Annotated in this window: 17 protein-coding genes; all 17 read right to left on the bottom strand. The window is 73.9% G+C overall.

The window, feature by feature from the left end; translation table 11 throughout:
- Nucleotides 1-40 precede the first annotated feature (40 nt).
- Nucleotides 41-340 (bottom strand): acyl carrier protein, encoded by a 300-nt coding sequence (locus ACIQCZ_RS16190; RefSeq protein WP_402282832.1) that lies wholly within the window; start codon nt 338-340, stop codon nt 41-43.
- Nucleotides 337-2,166: an acyl-CoA dehydrogenase family protein gene (locus ACIQCZ_RS16195; RefSeq protein WP_402282834.1), complete on the bottom strand. Its 1,830-nt coding sequence runs from the start codon at nt 2,164-2,166 to the stop codon at nt 337-339. Before ACIQCZ_RS16195 ends, ACIQCZ_RS16190 begins: the two co-directional genes overlap by 4 nt.
- A gap of 40 nt (nt 2,167-2,206) precedes the next feature.
- Nucleotides 2,207-5,773 carry an AMP-binding protein gene (locus ACIQCZ_RS16200; protein WP_402282835.1) on the bottom strand — a complete coding sequence of 1,189 codons (3,567 nt, stop codon included), beginning with the start codon at nt 5,771-5,773 and terminating at the stop codon, nt 2,207-2,209.
- Nucleotides 5,774-6,276: 503 nt separating this feature from the next.
- Nucleotides 6,277-7,005: a 2-hydroxychromene-2-carboxylate isomerase gene (locus tag ACIQCZ_RS16205; RefSeq protein WP_402282837.1), complete on the bottom strand. Its 729-nt coding sequence runs from the start codon at nt 7,003-7,005 to the stop codon at nt 6,277-6,279.
- Nucleotides 7,002-7,796, bottom strand: coding sequence for a 3-oxoacyl-[acyl-carrier-protein] reductase (gene fabG, locus ACIQCZ_RS16210; protein WP_376211502.1), 795 nt, complete (start codon nt 7,794-7,796; stop codon nt 7,002-7,004). The genes ACIQCZ_RS16205 and fabG overlap by 4 nt, the downstream gene beginning before the upstream one ends.
- Before the next feature lie 12 nt (nt 7,797-7,808).
- Entirely contained in the window at nt 7,809-8,312 is a 504-nt protein-coding gene (locus ACIQCZ_RS16215) for a 3-hydroxyacyl-ACP dehydratase FabZ family protein (RefSeq protein ID WP_376211504.1), read from the bottom strand.
- On the bottom strand, nt 8,309-8,722 hold the full coding sequence (locus ACIQCZ_RS16220; RefSeq protein WP_376211507.1) for a 3-hydroxyacyl-ACP dehydratase FabZ family protein: 414 nt from the start codon (nt 8,720-8,722) through the stop codon (nt 8,309-8,311). The genes ACIQCZ_RS16215 and ACIQCZ_RS16220 overlap by 4 nt, the downstream gene beginning before the upstream one ends.
- Complete coding sequence (locus ACIQCZ_RS16225; protein ID WP_402282840.1) at nt 8,719-8,982, bottom strand: acyl carrier protein; 264 nt, start codon at nt 8,980-8,982, stop codon at nt 8,719-8,721. Before ACIQCZ_RS16225 ends, ACIQCZ_RS16220 begins: the two co-directional genes overlap by 4 nt.
- Nucleotides 8,983-9,077: 95 nt before the next feature.
- Nucleotides 9,078-10,196, bottom strand: coding sequence for a beta-ketoacyl synthase N-terminal-like domain-containing protein (locus ACIQCZ_RS16230; RefSeq protein WP_402282841.1), 1,119 nt, complete (start codon nt 10,194-10,196; stop codon nt 9,078-9,080).
- 223 nt (nt 10,197-10,419) lie between these two features.
- Nucleotides 10,420-11,235 carry an SDR family oxidoreductase gene (locus tag ACIQCZ_RS16235; RefSeq protein WP_402282843.1) on the bottom strand — a complete coding sequence of 272 codons (816 nt, stop codon included), beginning with the start codon at nt 11,233-11,235 and terminating at the stop codon, nt 10,420-10,422.
- Nucleotides 11,219-12,274 (bottom strand): beta-ketoacyl synthase N-terminal-like domain-containing protein, encoded by a 1,056-nt coding sequence (locus ACIQCZ_RS16240; protein ID WP_402282844.1) that lies wholly within the window; start codon nt 12,272-12,274, stop codon nt 11,219-11,221. Before ACIQCZ_RS16240 ends, ACIQCZ_RS16235 begins: the two co-directional genes overlap by 17 nt.
- A complete protein-coding gene (locus ACIQCZ_RS16245; RefSeq protein ID WP_402282846.1) occupies nt 12,271-13,458 on the bottom strand; it encodes a beta-ketoacyl-[acyl-carrier-protein] synthase family protein in 1,188 nt (395 codons plus the stop codon). Before ACIQCZ_RS16245 ends, ACIQCZ_RS16240 begins: the two co-directional genes overlap by 4 nt.
- Nucleotides 13,455-14,429, bottom strand: a complete 975-nt coding sequence (locus tag ACIQCZ_RS16250; protein ID WP_402282847.1) for an acyl-CoA thioesterase — start codon at nt 14,427-14,429, stop codon at nt 13,455-13,457. Before ACIQCZ_RS16250 ends, ACIQCZ_RS16245 begins: the two co-directional genes overlap by 4 nt.
- Nucleotides 14,426-15,283 carry an alpha/beta fold hydrolase gene (locus ACIQCZ_RS16255; RefSeq protein ID WP_402282849.1) on the bottom strand — a complete coding sequence of 286 codons (858 nt, stop codon included), beginning with the start codon at nt 15,281-15,283 and terminating at the stop codon, nt 14,426-14,428. The genes ACIQCZ_RS16250 and ACIQCZ_RS16255 overlap by 4 nt, the downstream gene beginning before the upstream one ends.
- On the bottom strand, nt 15,280-16,335 hold the full coding sequence (locus ACIQCZ_RS16260; protein ID WP_402282850.1) for a beta-ketoacyl synthase N-terminal-like domain-containing protein: 1,056 nt from the start codon (nt 16,333-16,335) through the stop codon (nt 15,280-15,282). The genes ACIQCZ_RS16255 and ACIQCZ_RS16260 overlap by 4 nt, the downstream gene beginning before the upstream one ends.
- Nucleotides 16,332-17,528 (bottom strand): beta-ketoacyl synthase N-terminal-like domain-containing protein, encoded by a 1,197-nt coding sequence (locus ACIQCZ_RS16265; protein ID WP_402282851.1) that lies wholly within the window; start codon nt 17,526-17,528, stop codon nt 16,332-16,334. Before ACIQCZ_RS16265 ends, ACIQCZ_RS16260 begins: the two co-directional genes overlap by 4 nt.
- The gene (locus tag ACIQCZ_RS16270; RefSeq protein WP_402282853.1) at nt 17,525-18,811 is read right to left on the bottom strand and encodes a beta-ketoacyl-[acyl-carrier-protein] synthase family protein; all 1,287 of its coding nucleotides are present in this window, start codon (nt 18,809-18,811) and stop codon (nt 17,525-17,527) included. Before ACIQCZ_RS16270 ends, ACIQCZ_RS16265 begins: the two co-directional genes overlap by 4 nt.
- Between the last annotated feature and the right edge of the window lie 30 nt (nt 18,812-18,841).

Here is an 18,841-nt window from a genome sequence, read left to right on the forward strand (position 1 = left end):
TGACGGTCCTCCGTCTCGCGATTGCATGCGCCGGACGGCGCTATCGGTCGGACGCGGCCCGGCCGGCCAGCTCGGCCACCAGGTGGGCGGTGATGGCCTCGACCGTCGGGTGGTCCCACGCCATCGTCGGTTCGACGACGAGGCCGAACCGGTCCTCGATGTCACCGCAGAGCGTGAACACGTACACCGAGTCCAGGCCCATCTCGGCGAGCTGGACGCCCTCGTCGATCTCCGAGGCGGGGCGCTCCAGGTAGTAGGAGACGCGGTCGACGAGCCAGGAGCTGATCGCCTGCGGCGTGCGGATGGCCGGGTCGGGGCTGGTTGCGGTGGTCTCGGTCATGCGATGACTCCCTTGGCGGGGACCGGCCCGTGGGCGAGCCGTCCGCGGAACAGGTCGAAGGTGCGGTGGTGTTCGTGTCTGGTGGCGAGTTCCGCCGTCAGGCCCCGGACCAGGTGTCCGGGCAGCGGGCCGCGGCGCGGCCCGAGCCGGTCGGCGAGCCGGTGCAGCGCGCCGGTGACCCACAGCGGGTCGGCGGCGAAGCCGTCGGCGGGCGTGGCCGCGTGCCAGATGCCGAGGCAGGCGGCGGCCGCGAGCAGATGGGTGCAGCGCTCGGCGAGCAGGAAGGCCCGACGGCTCGCGAGCGGAGTGCGGTCGCGCGGCGGCAGGGCGGCGGCCCGGTCGGCGAGGCCGGCCAGTTCCTCGGCGAACAGGCCCGCCAGTGAGGCGAGTTCAGCGAGTTCGGGTTCGCGGACGGCGCGTTCGGCGAGGTCGCGGGCGAACGCGGGCAGGCTCGCCGCGAGGCCGTCGGCGCCTCGCGCGGACAGTTCGAGCAGGCCGAGGTCGAGGTCGGGCATCGGGTCGTCGGGCCGGAACAGCGCCGCGGCACAGGGGAGGGCCGTCCCGCCGCCGTCGAGGGCGGGCCGCCAGGACCGCTCCGCGAGCCGCGGCAACTGGGGAACGATGTTCGACAGGCACACCGCTCCGCTCGCGTGCGCGAGGGCGACGACCGGCAGGTCCCGGGCGGCCTTCTGGAAGACGGCGTACGGCCCCTCACGCACATAGCTGCGGGCGCCCAGCGTCACACCGAGGCGGTAGGAGTTGTCCTGAAGCAGCTTCGGCACCAGGTACTTCACCGCCGCGGCGCGTACGCTCGCCTCCCCCGGTGCCAGATGCAGTGTCCGCGCTCCCACGACCGACAGCGCGTCGCAGATCAGCAGATCGAGGAAGGACTCCGCCAGCACGCCCTGCACCTCGGGGAGTTCGGACATGGGCCGTCCGTAGAGGAGGCGCTGCCGGGCGAAGTCGAGCACCGTGCGCAGCTGGGTGTCGCCGACGCCGACGACCATGCCCGGCAGCACGCTGCGGGTGACCTGGAAGACCTTCAGGACGGTCTCCATGGCACCCCCCTCGACGCCGAGGAGCGCATCGGCCGGTACCCGGCAGGCGTCGAAGTCGATGCCACCGAGGCGGCATCCCCGTACGCCCGATGTGGCGAACCGGGCGGAGCGGTCCGCGCGGTCCGTGGGCAGCGCGTCGAGATCGACCAGGAAGTGCGCATGGGCGCGGCTGCCGGTGTCCTCGCCCGTGCGGGCGAACAGGACGGCGGCCTCGGCGCGGCCGATGTTGTTCACCAGCTGCTTGCCGCCGTCCAGGAGATATCCGCCGGGTGTCGGCCCGGCGGTCAGCGAGATACGGGCGAAGTCGCTGCCGTGGTCGAGTTCGGTGTACGCGGCGACGATCCGGCCGCCGCCGATGAGCAGTTCGGCGGCTCGACGGCGCTGTTCGTCGCTGCCGTCGGCCCAGATGGGCAGGCCCGCGATGAAGCTGGTGACGCCGTAGCCGATGCCGAGCGCGCAGTCGCGCCGGAACAGGGAGCGCATGAGCAGCGCGAACCGGTCGGCGCGCGCGAACCGGCCGCCCAGACGGACCGGCACGAACTCGGCACCCAGCCCGAAGTCCGCGAGCGCGCGCTCCCCCTGGGCCGACAGCTCGCCGCGCTCGTCGGCGGCGAGCACCGCTCGCAGACCGAGCGGATTGGCGGCGTCCCGCGGATCGCCCAGCAGGGTCTCCAGTCGGTCGACGCGCGCCAGGTCCGGGTCGGACACCGGACCCTCCCCGGCCAGGTGCGGGGCCTCGCGGGCGCCGGTGGTCAACAGGTCCGTCATGCCAGGTCCTTCGTCGATGTCGGGGTGGTGGTCGGGTGCGTCACGCCGCGTCCCTCGCCGGCCCGCCGCCGGGCACCCGGCGCCCCTCGCCCAGCGGGCAGGGAAGCAGCGAGAACAGCAGCCCCTCCTCGTGCTGGGCGTACAGGGCGGGCAGCAGGGCGTCGAGGGCGGTCCCGTCCTCGTCCTCCAGGTCGGGGGCGCCGGTCAGGCGGCGCAGCAGACGGGCCAGGACCGCGTCGAGCCATGCCGCGTCCTGCCAGAGCGGGCCGCTCGCCCGGACGGTGCCGGCGTTCTCCAGCCACAGGTGCACCGCGGCGGCGCCCGCGTACACGAGGGCGTAGCGGCGCGCCGCGGCGAACGCCTCCGGCGGCACCGCGCGGGGGCTGTGCCGCGACGCCTTCAGCTCCTCGTGGAGTTCGGTGGCCAGGGCGAGCAGCCGGCCGGCGCGCTCGGCGACATGGGACGGCGCCGCCGACCTGATCCGCGCCACCGCGTCCGGCAGGGACTGCACGACGCCGGAGCCCGACCGCGCGTACAGCGCGAGCCGTCCGTGGTCGAGCTCGGGCGGCGGCCCGTCCAGGCGGGCGGCCGCCGCGACCGCGTCCCGGTCGGCGGTGCCGTCGCGGTAGCCGCGGGCGAGCACCGGGAAGTGGTTGATCAGGGAGTTGAGGTTGACGGCGGTGCTGCCGTCGAAGATGCCGACGATGCGGTGATCGCGCTCCAGCTTCTGGAACGCGCCGTCGGCGAAGTCCTCGACCAGCATCGCGCGTGCCCCGAGCAGTCCCCGCAGCGCCCCGATCGTCTCGTCGCCCAGGGTCGGCACCAGGTACTTGACGACGGCGGAGACCGCGGCCAGCTCATCGGTGAGTGTGTGGATCGAGCGGGTCGCGACGAGGCTCACCGCCTCCATCGCGAGCAGGTCGGCGTAGGACTCGGCCAAGGTGCGTGCGGCGTAGGGCAGTTCGGCGAGCGGACGCCGGTAGAGGTGGTGCGTGCGGGCGAAGTCCAGCGCGATGCGCAGCGCGTGGTCGGTCATGCCGAGCGACATCGCCGAGCAGAGGGTCCGGGTGATCTGGAATCCCTTGAGGACGATCTCCAGGCCCTCGCCCTCGGCGCCGATCAGCGCGTCGGCGGGCACCTCGGCGCTGTCGAAGGCGATGCCGCTGATGTCGGCGCCGCGCACGCCGTGCGTGGGCACTCGGGGAAGGGCGCGCCGGCTCCCCGTCCCCAGCCGGGACGTGTCGACCAGGAAGAGGCTGAAGCCCCGGCTTCCCCCCTGGTCGGTGGTGCGGGCGAGCACGGTCACGAAATCGGCCCGCGTCGCGTTGTTGATCAGCCACTTCTCACCGTCGAGCCGCCATCCGCGCTCCGTGCGCGTGGCCCGCAGCTCCCCTGCGAGCAGGTCGCTGCCGTGCTCCCGCTCGGTGACCGCGAGCGAGACGACCGCGCCCGAGGCGACGCGCGAGGCGAGGGTCCGGGCCTGTTCGGGAGTTCCGGCCACCCACACCGAGACGGCCCCCAGATAGGTCTTGACGTGTCCGAGGGCGACGGTGAAGTCGCGCCGTCCCAGCGTCCTGATGAGCTGCGCCAGCTCTTCGCCGGAGCGGAGTTCGCCGCCGTGCCGGGCGGGGGCGAACCAGCGCGGCACCCCGAGGGCGTCCAGCTCCCGGCAGATCGCGGCGGGGAACTCCTCGGCCCGGTCCAGCCGTGCGCAGGCCGAACGGGAGAACACCCCGCTCCCGTCGCCGGGGTCGCCCAGCCTCGCCTCCAGTTCGCGGCTGAGCGCGTACGGGTGCCAGGGCTCGTCGGCCGGCACGCTCAGCGCGTCCACGGGGCGGGCCCGCCCCGCCGCGGCCGGTCCCCGGAACGCGGCGGCCACCTCCGGCGCCAGCTCCTCGTGCAGGACCTCCAGCTCACCGCGCTCGAAGAGTTCTCGCATCATCGCGCGCCGCACCTTGCCGCTGGTGGTGCGCCGGACCCGTCCCGGTCTGACCAGGACGAGACCGCCGACCCGCAGTCCGAGCCGCCGGGCGAGAGCGCCGCGGGCGCCGCGCGCGAGGGCGGTGAGCTCCTCCCCCGACAGGCCGCGCGCACGGGTCTCCTGCACGGCGACGATCTCCTCCGCCGCGTGGCTGCCGCCCGGACGCACCGCGAAGACGGCCGCGGTGTGCTCGGCGAACGCGGGTACCGCTTCGCGGAGTTCACGCTCGATGTCGTGCGGGTACAGGTTGCGTCCGTGCACGATGATCATTTCCTTGATGCGCCCGGTGACATACAGCTCGCCGAGGCGCAGCGCGCCCAGGTCGCCGGTGCGCAGGAAGCCGGCCTCGCCGGCGGCGGTGCGTGCGCCGAAGACGGCGGCGGTCTCCTCGGGACGGTTCCAGTAGCCGAGTGCGACGCTGCCGCCGCGGATCCAGATCTCGCCGACGCGCCCGTCCGGCAGTTCGGCGCGCGTGGCGGGGTCGACCACCCGGACGTCGAGTCCGCGCACGACGCCGCTGCTCGCCAGTTCCTGCACCGGCACGCCCTGCCGGGCCTCGGTCAGCTCGCCGCGGGCCAGCGCGTCAGAATCCGCGCGGAGCACCGTCGGAGGCAGTTGCGCGCGGGTTCCGCTGACGTACAGGGTGGCCTCCGCGAGGCCGTAGCCGGGCAGCAGGGAGCGCGCCTCGAAACCCGCTTTGGCGTACCGCTGCGCGAAGCGGGCGAGGGTCGCGGCGTCGACGGGCTCGGCGCCGTTGCAGGCGTATCGCCAGCGTGAGAGGTCGAGTCCGGCCGTCTGCTCCTCGGTGAGGCGACGGGCGCACAGGTCGTAGGCGAAGTTCGGGGCACAGCTGATCTCGGCGCCGTGCCGCGCGATCAACCGCAGCCAGGACACCGGCCGTTTGAGGAAGTCGGTGGGCGACATGAGGACCGCGGTGCCGCCCAGGTACAGCGGGGCGAGCATCATCGCGATGAGGCCCATGTCGTGGTGGGCGGGCAGCCAGCTGCACCACGTCATGCCGCCGTGCCAGCCGTGGCTGTCCCGCATCAGACGCAGGTTGTGCACCAGTGCGCCGTGCGGCACCATCACGCCCTTCGGGTCGCCGGTCGACCCGGAGGTGTACTGCAGGAAGCAGAGCGTTTCGGGTTCGACGGAGTGCTCGCTCCACGCGTCCGGATCGCCCGCCCGCTCGGCGGACTCCACCGTGACGGCGTCGAGGCCGGGCAGTGCGGCACGCTCGTCCTCGATCCAGCGGGTGACGACGACGGCACTCGCCTCGTCGGTGAGGACCAGCCGGGCCCCGGTGTCCACGGCGATGGCGTTGGTCCGGGACTCCTGCCGGCCGAACCCTCCGGGGGCGGGGACCGGGACCGGGACCGCACCCGCGTACAGGCAGGCGAGGAAGGCGCGGAGGAAGCCGGTGCCGGGCAGGCAGGAGACCAGCACCCGGTCGCCCGGCGCCACCAGCTCCGCGACCGTCACGGCCGCGGCCCGCGCCCCGGTGTCCAGGGACGCGTAGGACAGTTCCTCCTCGCCGGACGCGGCACCGAACACGACGGCGCGGCGCTCGGGCGCCGCCGCCGCCCCGCGGCGCAGCGCGCTGACGAAGCTCTCGAAGCCGGACACCCAACCACCCACCTTCTCGTAGAGTTACGGATCCCCAGGCAACAGCCGTGCGCTATGCGGCACCTATACGCGGACGCGGCCGTCCGGGGACACGGAAGGGCCGCCGCACGACGCGGGGGAGGCGTCGTGCGGCGGCCCTGGGCGCGGCCTGCTCCGGGCCGCGCCGGCCCGGGGCGAATCAGAGCCTGTCGGGCGGCCCCTGACCGGGCGGTCACACCCTGGCACGCACGCTTCGCGCGTTGCCGAAATGCCCTGGTGCCCCTCCCGGCAAGCTTTGCCCCGCACCGTCAAGCACGCACGCTCGCGGCGTTGGCCGAAAGTCCTGGTAGCTCTGCTGCGAGGACATTCCGGCCGCCTTGCGATCGCACGCACTGGACGACCCTTACGGGGCAAACATTGCCGGTCACGGCACTGGCAGCTCTGCTGCGAGGACATTCCGGCGCCTTGGAATCGCACGCACCGGACCGAGTCCGCTGTCCGTTCGAAGGCCGCCCGACAGGCTCTCAGCCGCAGCCGCCCGCGTGGCCGTCGTCCACCGAGGCCGCGGGGGCGGGCGGCGGGACCGCGTCCTCGGGAGGCCGGGCCTCGGGGGGCTGGGCTGCGAGTGCCGCGGCGAAGGCCGGCAGCCGGTCGACGCCCCAGTACTTGTCGAAGTGGTCGACGAAGAACGGTACGCCGAAGACTCCGTCCCGCTGGATGTCGAGCAGCACCCGCACGCCCTCGGCCCGCAGTCCCGGGTCGTCGGCGGCGGACGCCAGCTCTTCGCCGTCCAGGCCCAGTTCGGGGCCGAAGCCGCCGATCACCGAGCGGTCGCAGATGTCCTGTCCCCGTTCCCAGCGGGCCCGTGCGGCGAGCGCGATGAACTCGGCCCCCCTGCCGTGCCGGTGAGCCGCGAGGTAGCCCAGATGCGGCACCTCCCACACCGGATCGCGGTCCACCGGCCAGGTGAAGGACAGTTCCCGTTCGGCGGCCAGACGCCGCACGTCCTGGAGGATGTAGCGGTGTTTGGCCGGGGACATCGGCGTGTAGGGGAAGGCGCCGCCCGCCTCGGCGAGCAGCTTCCGGCTCAGTTCGTCCGGCTCGAAGAACGGCACCCACTCCACGGCCGCCGCGGTGGCCGGATAGCGGTCGAGCAGATCCCGCCACGCCAGCCACGAGTACGGGCTGCGCAGCGAGAAGTAGAACCGCGGGGGGCGCCTGCGACGGCGCTGCTCGCGGGCGGCGCCGCTCACAGCGCGATCCCGCCGTCCACCTGGAACACCTGCCCGGTGACGTACGACGCCTCGGGCGACACCAGGAACGCCACGAGCGACGCCACGTCCTCGGGTCGCCCGAACCGCTTCAGCGGGATCCGGCCCAGCATCTCCTTGGCCACCTTCGGCGGCAGCTCCGAGGTCATGTCCGTGTCGATGAAGCCCGGCGCCACCGTGTTGGCACGGATGCCGTGCCGCCCGCCCTCCTTGGCGAGCGACCGGGTGAAGCCGATGATCCCCGCCTTGGACGCCGAGTAGTTGGTCTGGCCCGCGTTGCCCGCGACGCCCGCCACCGACGACAGCGTGACGACGGCGCCGCCGCCGCGCTTGATCATCGGGAAGGCCACCGCGCGGCACAGGTTGTACGTGCCGTCGAGGTTGGTGCGCAGGACGGCGTCCCAGTCCTCGTCCGGCATCAGCACCAGCGGGGAGTCCCGGGTGATGCCGGCCGATGTCACCGCCGCCGACGCGGGGCCCAGCCGGTCCTCGGCGGCGGCGACGAAGTCCCGCACCTGCGTGCGGTCCGTGACGTCCACCCGCCGCGCCAGGACGCGGCGCCCCAGCTCACGTACCTCCTTCTCCACCAGGGCCGCCGCCTGGTCGTCGGAGCGGTAGCAGAAGCCGATGTCGTAGCCGTCGCGGGCCAGCCGCCCGACGACCGCGCGGCCGATGCCCCGCGACCCTCCGGTGACGAGTGCGACCTTGTCCCCGTGCGGTTCGCCGCCGCTCTGTGCGGTGGCCTGGTTCCGTGCAGTGCTGTGCGCACTCATCGCGTCCTCTCCTCACACCTTCAGCAGGGCGCGGTCGGGCGCCGGAAGCAGCTCGGTCATGTCGCGCAGCGCGACCACGAACGCGCCGACCCGCAGCACCTCGCGCCCGCCGACGAGCGTCTCGCCGGCCAGGACCGAGGTCTCCCCGGCGGCCTTCACCAGGCGCACCCGGTGCTCCAGCACGTCGCCGGGCCAGGCGCGCCCGCCGACGACGACCTCGTTGATGGCCCCGGCCAGTTCGACCTTCCCGGCCAGCACGTCGGGGTTGGGTTTCTCCCACACGGAGAGCAGCACCGCGGACTGGGCCCACGACTCGATGACGAGCGAGGTCGGGTAGGCGTAGTCGGACGCCGTGGCGTCCTGGCCGAGCGGCGCGTACACCGGCTCGTTGCCGGAGACGGCCTTGTACGCGGTCAGGCTCTCGCCCGGCACCACGTCCGCGACCCGGTCCACCAGCAGGATCTCGCCGCGGTGCGGGATGGTGCCCTTGATCCGGTCGACGCCGTGGACGGTCATCGGACCTCCTCGTGCCGGTCCTTGTCGCGGTAGCGCAGCCGGATGTCGGCCACCTTGCCGCGGTTGGTGGTGACGGCCGCCTTGAACAGCAGCCCGGCGGCGCTCTCCGTGACGCCGATGTCGGTGTGCACCCGGTCGCCCGGGTAGACCGGGCGGTGGAAGCGGCAGCGGTCCATGGCGACCAGCTCCACCTCTCCGTCGTCGCCGCCGGGGGTGGCGCGGTTGCTCCTGGCCCACTGCCGGACCGTGCGGTCGGCGGCCTCGATGAGGAACACGCCGGGCAGCAGCGGGAAGCCGGGGTAGTGCCCGTCGACGACCGGGCCGTCGACGGGAGCGTCGAACGCGGCGATCGCGCCCTGCGCGCCGGTGCGGATCAGCTCGATGTCGCCTAGGGGCGTGGCGGCGCTCACCGTGCGTCCCGCAGCTTGTCGGCGAGCAGCTCGTAGGTGCCCAGCAGCGAGGTGATCGAGGTCAGTTCGGACTCGGCGAGCCGGACCCCGTACTCCTTCTCCAGGCGCACGACGATCTCCAGTGCCATCAGCGAGTCGACCTCCAGGTCCTCCATGAAGTGGGCGGTGTCGGTGACCTCGGCGACGTCCAGGTCGAGGACATCCGCGACCAGGTCGCGCAGTTCTTCCTTGTCGAGTGCGGGGGTGGTGGTCTCGGGCATGAGCGGGACACGTCCTTCCGGGTGTGGTTCGGCATACGGGCAGTGGTCGGGGATCCGGTGCGGCCGGCACGCCGCGCGGAGTGCCGTGGCGGCGGTCAGGACGCGCCGGTGCGCAGTACGACCGCACCGGTCTGGCCGTCCGGATCGATGGAGGTGACGAGCACGGGCCCGGCCGCGGCGTCGGCGGCGAGAGCGCCGGCGAGCTGCAGCGACGCGGACGCCGCCCCGGCGTCGCCGAGGAGCTTGCGCAGCCGCAGCCGCGGCGGCAGCCGGCCGCCGAAGAGCGCGGCGAGCGCGGCGTCCTCGCGGGCGCCGAGCGGGCCGCCGCTGTCCGACGGCACGATCAGCGTGATCTCGTCGGGACGTACGTCGGCGATCTTGAGCGCCTCGGTGACGGCGCGGGACACCGCGTCCTGGGCACGCTCGGGGTCGGTGAACGCCATGAAGCGGGTACCGAGCAGCGTGGCGAGCGGGGTCCGCCCGTAGGAGCGGGCCCGGTCCGGCGATTCGAGCAGGAACAGGGCGCAGCCCTCGCCGAGCGGCCCCGCGGGCCTGCGGTGCGGGCCGCCGGTGCGGGCCCGGTACTCCAGCCAGGCCCGCTCGGCCGAGAACTCCTCCACGGCTCCGCACAGCACGGCCTCGCAATGCCCCTGCCGCAGCAGCCTGGCCGCGTAGTTGAGCGCGAGCAGCCCGGTCGGGGCGCCGCCCGCGACCGTGGTGTTGGGACCGCGCAGGGTGTGCCAGATGGCGCTCTGGCCCGCCGCGCGGTTCATCACGGTGTTCGGGAACAGGGCCGGGTCGACGTGGAAGGGCTTCTCGCCGGTGAGGGAGTCCCGGGTGAAGTCCATGATGCTCTGGACGCTGCCGTGTCCGGTGCCGAGGACCATGCCGACGGCCTCCGGGACGTCCTCGGCGAGACCGGACCCGGCCTCGCCGAGGAGCATCCCGGCCGTCGCGACGGCGATGGCCGTGGCGCGGTCCATGGCACGGGTGCCCTTGCGGCCGAGTACCGACCGGGCGTCGAAGTCGGTTATGCGGCCCGCCCGTTCGTAGGGTCCGAGGTCCGCGGTGCCGTCGGCGGCCCGCGTCCCGTCCCGGTCGGCGCGGATGCCCTCGGTGAAGGCCGCCGCGCCGAGGCCGTACGGGGAGGACGCCGACCAGCCGGATACGACCAGGGTGTCCGGGTCCGCCCCGGTGGCAAGACTGGCACTCATCGCGTTCTGCTCCTGTCGGTGAAGGATCCGTGGTGAGGACCCGTCGGTCGAATACCTGGCCGGTGTGGTTCCCCGTCCGGTGCCCGACCCGGCCGGGGGCGGGCGGACCGGACGAGGGGGATCCGGTGGAGGCCCCTGGGGGCCGACGGGCGCGGGAGGCCGGTGGTGCTCAGAGGCTGTCGGGTGACCTTCGGCCGGAGAGCGGAGGTCGCCCGGCAGGCTCTCAGCCCCACGCCCCGGCGGCGGCGTGCAGTTCCGCCCCGTCGACGCCGATGGTGTTGCCGGTCAGCCACGAGGAGTCGCTGCGTGAGAGCAGGGCGACCGCCTCGGCGACGTCGTCGGGCCGGGTGAGACGGCCGTGCGGGTTGTTCTCCGCCGCGCGCTCGATGTAGCCGGCGTGCTCCGGGATGCGCCGCAGCGCGGGGGTGACGGTGGTACCGGCGCGCAGGGCGTTGACGGCGATGCCGCTGACGGCCAACTCGCAGGCCAGTTGGCGCACATGGGACTCCAGGGCGCTCTTGGCCGCGGAGACCGCGCCGTAACTGGGCAGCGCCTGGGAGGTGCCCGCGCTCGTCATCGCGTACACCTTGGCGCCGCTGCGCAGCAGGCCCGCGGCGAGCAGGTCCTGGGTCCAGTACACGAGGCTGTTGGCCATGACGTCGAGCGTCATCTCCAGCTGGCGCGAGCCGACCTGCTTGTCCCAGCCCTCGCGAGGCGTGAACGGGACGAGGGTGCCGAAGGCCAGCGAGTGGACGAGGATCCGGATGCCGCCGCCCGATCCGGTCAGCTCGGCGAGCCGCGGCACGATGTCGGCCCGGGTGGCCCTGGCGGCGGCGTTGGCGTTGAAGAAGTGCGCCTCGACACCCAGCGACCGGATCTCGTCGACGACGGCCTCGATCTCCTCGGTGCGGGAGGCCGTGTCGAAGTGCACCCCGGCGATGTGCACGCCCTCGCGGGCGAGTCCGAGGGCGATGGCCCGGCCGATCCCGCTGGACGCTCCGAGGACCAGGCTCCAGCTCCCCTCAAGCGGTTTCAGCATGCTGCGACTCCTGTGTGTGGTGGGCCGGCGCGGAGGAGATCCGGACCAGGGCGACGTGTCCGGCGCCGTCGGCCGTGACGACGATCCGGTCCTCCTCGTGGGCTGTGGTGACGGCGTGCGCGACGGCGAACGCGGGCCCGAGGCAGCCGGCCCCGCGTTGCGGCGACTGCGGCTGCGTGCGGCGCGGTTCGGCCGTCGCGCCGCCGGGCGGCGGCACGGTCCGGCCCGCCGCGGTCCGGGCCACGGCGAGCGCCACCGTCTCGGACACCGCGGACCCGTCGAGGTCCAGATGTACGGTGCGGGGGCCCGGTACCGCCGCGAGAACCTCCGCGAGACGGTTCACCGCGCCGTCCCGGCCCGCGGGGCTCTCCAGCGCCCGCGGCGGCAGGAACAGGGAGCGGGCCGCCACCAGGGCGTGCACCCCGGCTCCCCGGGCCCGCGCGGCGGCGAGCGGCTCCAGCGCGAGGGCCGCGGCCCCCTGCTCGCCCCGCCCCCCGGGCGGCGGCTCCTCGGCCGCGGCCATCAGGAGCGTGTCGCAGCGGCCCGCCGCCAGGGCGAGCGCGCCGGTGGCCAGCGCGTCGGCGGCGGCGGTGCGCTCGTTCGCGACCGTCAGCGCGAAGCCCTTGAGCCCGAGTTCGGCGGCCAGCCGGTTGCCGAGGACATTGACGGCGAAGTAGGGGGCCGTGGCCGGGGAGAGGCGTGCCGTGCCGCCGTCCTCGGCCACGGTCGCGTCCATGGTGTCGAAGAGCCCGGCGAGCCCGGCGTTGGTGGCGAGCAGCAGACCTCGCCGGTGGTCGGGCACCGCGTCGGGCCGCCCGCCGTCGGCGAGCGCGGCTCGGGCCGCGGCCAGCGCGTACTGGGCGGCGGCGGGCAGGTACTTGTAGCCGCGCGGCCCGAGCCGGTCCCGGTGGTCGAACCAGTCGGCGTTCCCGGCCGGGGCGGCTCCCCGTGCGGCGTGGGCGGGTCCGGGCCCGTCGCCCCAGGGTGAGACGACGCCGACGCCGGTGACGGCGAGCTGCTGTCCGTACGGGCCGTTCACCGGTCCTCACCTCCCGCGAGAACGAGCGAGGCGTTGTTGCCGCCGAACCCGTACGCGTTGACGAGTACGCGCCGCCGCGACGGCGGCAGCGGGACGGCTGCCCCCTGCGGGAGCAGCACCTCGCACTCGGGGTCCTGGTCCTTGAGCGGCACGTTCGCGGGGACGGAGCCGTGCCGCAGGATCAGGGCCGCCGCCACCGCGCCGAGCGCCGCGGACGCGCCGCCCGCGTGACCGAGCAGTGCCTTGAGACTGTAGGCGGGGACGCGTGCCGCGCGCGGGCCGAACACCTGGTGCAGCGCGCGGCTCTCCAGCACGTCGTTGAGGCGGGTGCCGGTGCCGTGCGGGATCACACAGCCGACGGTCTCCGGCGCATCGCCGACGGCCTGCCGCATCGCCCGTACGATCTGCTCGCCGTCCGCTTCGGGGGCCGTCGGGTGGCCCGCGTCGCAGCTCCACGCGGTCCCGCTCAGACGCAGTGCGGGCCGTACCCCCCGGGACCCGGCGTGCGCGGCCGATTCGACGACGAGGATTCCGGCGCCTTCGGCGAACACCGTGCCGGCCCGGTCGCTCTCGAAGGGGCGGCACCGCTCGGGGTCCACGGCACCGAGCCGGTTGAAGCAGCCGAGCGCGACGCGTGAGTACGCGTCGGATCCGCCCGCGATCACCACGTCGGCCTGCCCCGCGCGGATCAGGTCGGCGGCGATGCCGAGGGCGTAGCCGCCGGCCGCGCAGGCGTTGGCGATGTCGTGCACCGGCCCGAACACGCCCAGTTCGGAGGCGAGTCGGCCAGCGAGCCGGAACGGAGGCGTCCAGTCGAAGCCGTCGCCGTGCACCCCGCGTCCCCGTCCGCGCTCGTTCGGTCCGGGCTCCCCCATGCAGCTGCCGATGACGACGGCGGTGCGGCAGGCGCGCAGTGACGCGGCGTCGTGGCGGGCGTCGGAGAGGGCTTCGGTGGCGGCGCGGGAGGCGAAGCGGGTCGCCCGCTCGGCCGCCGGGTCGGGGTCGGGGCCGAGGTCGGGCACCAGGTTGATCAGCGGCAGGTCCATCCGGGCGAGCGGGTCCGACGGCCGGTCGGGCCGACGGACCCCGGCCGCCGTCATGGCCCGCCACAGGGTGTCGGCACCCGCACCGTGGCAGGTGACGGCGCCGATCCCGGTGACCACGACCTCGACCTCGGTATTCATGCCGTCCGGCCCTCCAGGGCCGCGTTCATGCGGTCGTCGAAGGGCACGAGGCTCCAGTCGCGGCGGTTCTCGATCACCGCGTAGCCGTGGGTGATCCGGCCGGTCGCGGTCTGCAGCAGCTTCCCGTCACGGACGACGTAGGTGTCCATGCGGGAGTCGTACGTGAAGCCCTTGAAGACGTTCTCCACGGTGAGGACGACATACAGGTCCTCCTCCATCCGCGCCTCGTCGAGCACGGTGATCCGCGAGTGCGGCACGACGGGGATCCAGTTCTGCTCGTCGAGCAGCGTCTTGATGGAGACCCCGCGGTCGGCGACGAGCCGGTCCTTGGCCTCCTCCATGAGCCGCAGATAGCCGGACATCTGCTGACGCTCGGTGAAGTGGCAGTACCAGTAGGGGATGCGGAACTTCCAGGCGTACGCGTTGCGTCCGGCTGTCAGCTCCTTGACCAGGTCGGCGGCGGCCGGGTCCGCCGCGACGGGCTCCGGCGTCCAGCCGGGCACGGCGCCGAGCCGGTCGACGGCGTAGGGGGCGAGCGCGTCGGGGACGGGCTGCTCGCCGCCGCCGCGCGGGTCGAGGCGCAACTGGACACGGACCGTGGAGGTGACCGCCTTCAGGAGGGACTCGCGCTGCACCTGGAGCGTGACGGCGAGGACGAGCTCGCCGTCCTTGGCCCTGCGGTGCGGCCTGACCTCGGCGACGGCCGTGTCGTCGATGTGGAAGGCGTGCAGGATGCGGGTGTCGATGTCGACGATGTCCGTGCACAGGCCGTACGTCTCGTAGATCGCGCCCGGGGCGATCCCGGCCTGCCTGAGATGGTTCAGGACGGCTTCCTCGACGAGGTAGTTGACGTGCTTGAAGCCGATCCAGGTGCAGATGTTGGAACCCTCGTAGCGAGGGCGGATCTCCAGGGTGCTGGGCTCCTGGAGCGCGAGAGCCGCGGCCTCGATGCCAGCGGTGTTCGTTGTCACGTCAACTCCGGTACGTAGGGATGGACATCGGATGGGGAAGGGGTGGCGGGAGCGGCGGGGAAGGTCTCGCGGAGCAGTTCGTGCACCGCGTCGGCGAAGCGCTGCGGCTGTTCGGCCATCGCGAAGTGGCCGCAGTCGTCGAAGAGCCGGAACCTGCCGTCGGGCAGGGCGGCGGCCAGCGCGCGGGCGTCGTCCGGCGGGGCCGCGAAGTCCTCGCTCCCGGCCACGACGAGCACCGGAAGCCGCAAGGAGGCGACGTCCAGGAAGGGGCTGCGCAGATAGGCGCCGAAGAACTGCTGCCAGCCGTAGGGGCCGACCCGGTCGCGGACCCGCAGCGCCATCGCGGCCCGCACCTCGGCCGGCAGCCGCTCGCCGCCGCCGATCCGCAGGCCCTCCTCCAGGATGCGGTGGAAGCCGCCCAGGTAGTACGTGGCGTCGTCCCAGGAGAAGTCGTCGGTACGGCGCCGGTGGAACGGGGCGACGACCACGGCGGCCCGGGGGCCGCCGGAGTGTGCCCGGCGTACGAGGGCCTCCAGCGCGGGGCCCGCGGTGAAGGAATGCACGATGAGGAGGTCGACGCCTCCGGGCACCGCGCCGAGCACGCGCTCCACATGGTCGGCCGGGTCGTCCCGCAGGCTCCAGCCGGGGTCGCCGGTGGAGCCCCAGGGCAGCTCCCCGTCCCACAACTCGACCTCGTCGAGGGCGAGTCGCTCGTACGGCGCCCAGCTGGACACGCTCCCGGCGAGACCGTGCAGCGCGAGCACGCGCACGGCGCCCTCCGGTCCGCGGGCGGCACGCCGCAGCCGTACCGAGGCCATGGGCTCCGGGCTGTCCTCCCCGTCGTGGTGGGTCATCGCGCCGCGCCCGCCGGACCGGGTACCGGGGCACCGGGGGCCGCCAGGAGCAGGGCCGCGCTGGCGTCGTCCCCGCCCGCGTCGCCCGTACCCGCGCTGGCCAGGACCAGGGTCCCGGAGCCCGCCTCCGCGTCGTCGAACCAGAGGGCCGCCGCCGCGCACTGGAGCACGCCGAGCGCGCCCGACGACGGGCCGTACAGCGCGGACAGGTCGTGGACCGGGGCCGTTCCGGCCCCGGCGCCGAGACCGGGTGCGGGGGCGCGCACCCCGTCCGGGTGCTGCGGCACGCACCACAGGCCGACCGGTCCCGGCAGCCTGCCGCGCACGTCGGCGACGGCGACGGCGTGGTCGCCGCGGCGTGCGTACGGTCCGATCGCGGCCAGCGCGTCCACTCCACGGGCCGTGGCGGAAGCGTCGGACTCGACGACCAGGGCGACCGCGCCGTCGAAGAGCGCGGGCGCGCCGGTGCCGTCGTCGTCCGGCACCTCGGTGAGGTGACGCACGGGGTCGTTGTCCGGTTCGGTGCCGACGACGAGCACCCGTTCCACCCGGCCCGCCCCGATCAGCAGCCGGGCCCAGTGGACGGCGTCGAGCCCGGAGGTCGGCCCGTTGCACAGGGTCAGGTTGGCGCCGCGCAGGCCGTGCGTGATGGCGAGCCACGAGGCGACCACATTGCTGGAAGTGGCGGGGAGCATCATCGGGCTGGTCGCCAGATAGGTGGACTCGGCGATGGTCCGCACGGTCTCGCAGACCGTGTCGGCGTTGCCGTAGTTGGTACTGGTGACCACCCCGACGCTCTCGCCCGGAACGGTCAACTCTCCCTTGGCGTCCACCAGTCGGGCCTCGGCCAGCGCGTCCCGCGCGGCGGCCATGGCCAGCTTCGTGGCCCGGTCCTTGTAGCGCAGGCCGCGTCCGGTGAGCCGGGACACGGGGTCGGGCGCCGCCCGGTGGTTCTCGGGCAGCGGCCCGAGCAGTCCGGCGGGCTCCGTCAGGCCGCGCACGGCCGTGCCGATCCCGGTGATCACGGCGCGTGCCGTGGGTGTGGTGCTCACTGGCCCGCTCCTTCGTCCGGTTCCCCGGGGCCGGCCGGGTGTCCGTCGACCCGTTCCACGACCGCGACCGCGTTGAGCCCGCCGAATCCGAACGAGTCGATCTGCGCGAGCCCCAGCGGCTGTCCGGGCCGCTCGGCACGGCCCCGGACCAGCCGGAATCCGGCCACGGCGTCCACCGGGTCGTCGAGGTACACCGTCGGCGGGACGGTCCCCGTGCGCATCGCGTCCACGGCGGCGACCAGGCTGTGCAGTCCGGAGGCCCCGGCGGTGTGTCCGGTCATCGACTTGATGGCCGTCATGTACGGGGAGGGGTCGAGGCCGGCGAACACGGTGTTCAGGGCCGTGGACTCGGCCTCGTCGTTGAGCGGTGTGCCGGTGCCGTGCAGCATCACGAGATCGATGTCGGCGGGCCGTACCCCGGCCCGCTCGTGCGCCTCGTGGACGGCCGCGGCGATGTTCTTCGCATCGGGTGCGGACGGGTGGTGGGCATCGCAGTTGACGGCGACGCCCCGCACCCGCGCGTGGACCCGGGCGCCCGCTCCGGGCCCGTCCGCCTCCCTGCGCAGCACCACGGCCACCGCGCCCTCGCCCTGCAGCATGCCGCGCCGGGCCCGGTCGAACGGCCGGACCCGGTCGGGGGGTTCGGGGTAGCAGCGGTCGAGCAGGCCGTAGGTGCTCTCGGTGATGGTGTCGACCCCGGCGACGACGACGGTGTCCGCGGCGCCCAGGTCGAGCAGGTCGGCGCCGAGGCCGAGCGCGTACAGCGAGGCGGAGCAGGCGTTGGCGACGGTGTGGGTGTCGTCCGCGCCGAAGCGCCTGCGCAGGGCCGTTCCGAAGTGCAGGTCCCGTACGTCGAAGGGCACGTCGTCGCGCCAGGACAGTTCCACCGACCGCAGTTCGCGCAGGGTGGTGCCGATCAGGACCGGCACCCCGGACAGGTCGTCGCCGAGTCCGGCGTCCGCCGCCGCCTGTGCGACGGCCCGCTCCAGCCAGCGGGTGGCGCGCAGCGGCTCGTCGACGCCCGGCGCGGGCCGGTCGTCGATCTCGTAGGCCACCCGCGCACGGAAGTTGGCGGGGTCGTAGCCGCGCAGCGGGGCGAGCCCGCTGCGGCCCGCGACCAGCGAACCGAAGATCTCCTCGACGCTGTCGCCGATGCTGGCGACGGCGCCCATGCCGGTCACGATCCAGCTCATGACGTGCTCCGGTGGGCCCCGAGGACCAGGACCGCGTTGTTGCCGCCGAAGGCGAGCGCGTTGTTCTGCACGACGGACAGTTCCGCCTCGACCGCCTCGTTGGGTACGCAGTCGACTCCGCACTCCGGATCGGTCTCCCGGTGATTGACCGTCGGCGGGATGAAGCCCTCCGTCAGGGCGAGCGCGCAGGCCGCGGCGGAGACGGCGCTGGCCGCGCCCATGCTGTGGCCGATCATCGACTTGATGGACACGGTGCGGGGCATGGTGTCCGCGCCGAACACCTGGCGGATGGCGCCGGCCTCGGTGATGTCGTTGGCCTTGGTGCCGGTGCCGTGCGCGGACACGAAATCGACCTGGTCCGGCGTGATGCCCGCGTTCCGGTGGGCGATGCGGATGGTCCGCGCGATGCTGTCCCGGTCCGGGGCGACGGGATGCAGGGCGTCGCAGGCGAGCCCGTACCCGAGGACCTCGGCGTAGATGCGGGCACCGCGCGCCAGTGCCGAGTCGAGACTCTCCATGAGGAGGATGCCGGCTCCCTCACCGGTGAGGATGCCCTCCCGGTCCTTGTCGAAGGGCCGGCACACCTCGGGGGCGATGGTGCCGAGCCGGTAGAACCCGGTGAACGTCTTGCGGCAGGCCGCGTCGGCGCCGCCGCACAGGGCGATGTCCACGTCCCCGCTGCGCAGCGCGTCGTAGCCGTATCCGACCGCGTAGTTGCCGGCCGCGCACGCGGTCGGGATGGTCACGGCCTCCACGTCCTCCAGCTGCAGCTCGCGCACGATGCCCGCGGACAGCCGTCCGGCGGAGAAGCGCCGGGCGACGACCGGGTCGTACTCCTCGGGCCCGCCCTCCAGGCCCGTGGCGACGAGCTGGTCGAGGTCGCGGGACTCACCGTCCGTGGTGCCGACTGACACCAGGGAACGGCGGGCCCGCACGTCCTGCGCGCTCAGCCCCGCGTCCTCGACCGCCATGCGGGCGGCCGCCACCGAGAACTGGGCGGCCCGGCCCAGCTCCTCCACGGGCTGCCCGGCGATCCAGCGCTCCGGCTCGAAGTCCGTGACCTCGCAGCCGTTGGCATGGGCGAACCCGGTCGTGTCGAACGCGGTGATCGGCTTGACGCCACTGCGTCCCTCGCGAAGGCCGGCGGTGAAGGCCTCGACACCGATCCCGATGCTGGTGACCACACCGAGTCCGGTGATGACCACCCGTCGTCCTGCGGTCTCGGAGGAAGGACCGTCGTGTCCGCCGTGACCTCGCGCGTCTGTCTTGATCGAAGCGTTCATCGAAGCTCACCCATCTGCTGGCGTTCGGGA

It is taken from the genome of Streptomyces sp. NPDC093149, assembly GCF_044754145.1.
In the GTDB taxonomy this organism is placed as follows: domain Bacteria; phylum Actinomycetota; class Actinomycetes; order Streptomycetales; family Streptomycetaceae; genus Streptomyces.

What these genes read in the sequence shown, in the direction of transcription:
- ACIQCZ_RS16190 (WP_402282832.1), bottom strand. Translation starts at nt 340, where the DNA reads ATGACCGAGACCACCGCAACCAGCCCCGACCCGGCCATCCGCACGCCG.
- ACIQCZ_RS16195 (WP_402282834.1), bottom strand. Translation starts at nt 2,166, where the DNA reads ATGACGGACCTGTTGACCACCGGCGCCCGCGAGGCCCCGCACCTGGCC.
- fabG (WP_376211502.1), bottom strand. Translation starts at nt 7,796, where the DNA reads ATGAGTGCGCACAGCACTGCACGGAACCAGGCCACCGCACAGAGCGGC.
- ACIQCZ_RS16215 (WP_376211504.1), bottom strand. Translation starts at nt 8,312, where the DNA reads ATGACCGTCCACGGCGTCGACCGGATCAAGGGCACCATCCCGCACCGC.
- ACIQCZ_RS16225 (WP_402282840.1), bottom strand. Translation starts at nt 8,982, where the DNA reads ATGCCCGAGACCACCACCCCCGCACTCGACAAGGAAGAACTGCGCGAC.
- ACIQCZ_RS16230 (WP_402282841.1), bottom strand. Translation starts at nt 10,196, where the DNA reads ATGAGTGCCAGTCTTGCCACCGGGGCGGACCCGGACACCCTGGTCGTA.
- ACIQCZ_RS16235 (WP_402282843.1), bottom strand. Translation starts at nt 11,235, where the DNA reads ATGCTGAAACCGCTTGAGGGGAGCTGGAGCCTGGTCCTCGGAGCGTCC.
- ACIQCZ_RS16245 (WP_402282846.1), bottom strand. Translation starts at nt 13,458, where the DNA reads ATGAATACCGAGGTCGAGGTCGTGGTCACCGGGATCGGCGCCGTCACC.
- ACIQCZ_RS16255 (WP_402282849.1), bottom strand. Translation starts at nt 15,283, where the DNA reads ATGACCCACCACGACGGGGAGGACAGCCCGGAGCCCATGGCCTCGGTA.
- ACIQCZ_RS16265 (WP_402282851.1), bottom strand. Translation starts at nt 17,528, where the DNA reads ATGAGCTGGATCGTGACCGGCATGGGCGCCGTCGCCAGCATCGGCGAC.
- ACIQCZ_RS16270 (WP_402282853.1), bottom strand. Translation starts at nt 18,811, where the DNA reads ATGAACGCTTCGATCAAGACAGACGCGCGAGGTCACGGCGGACACGAC.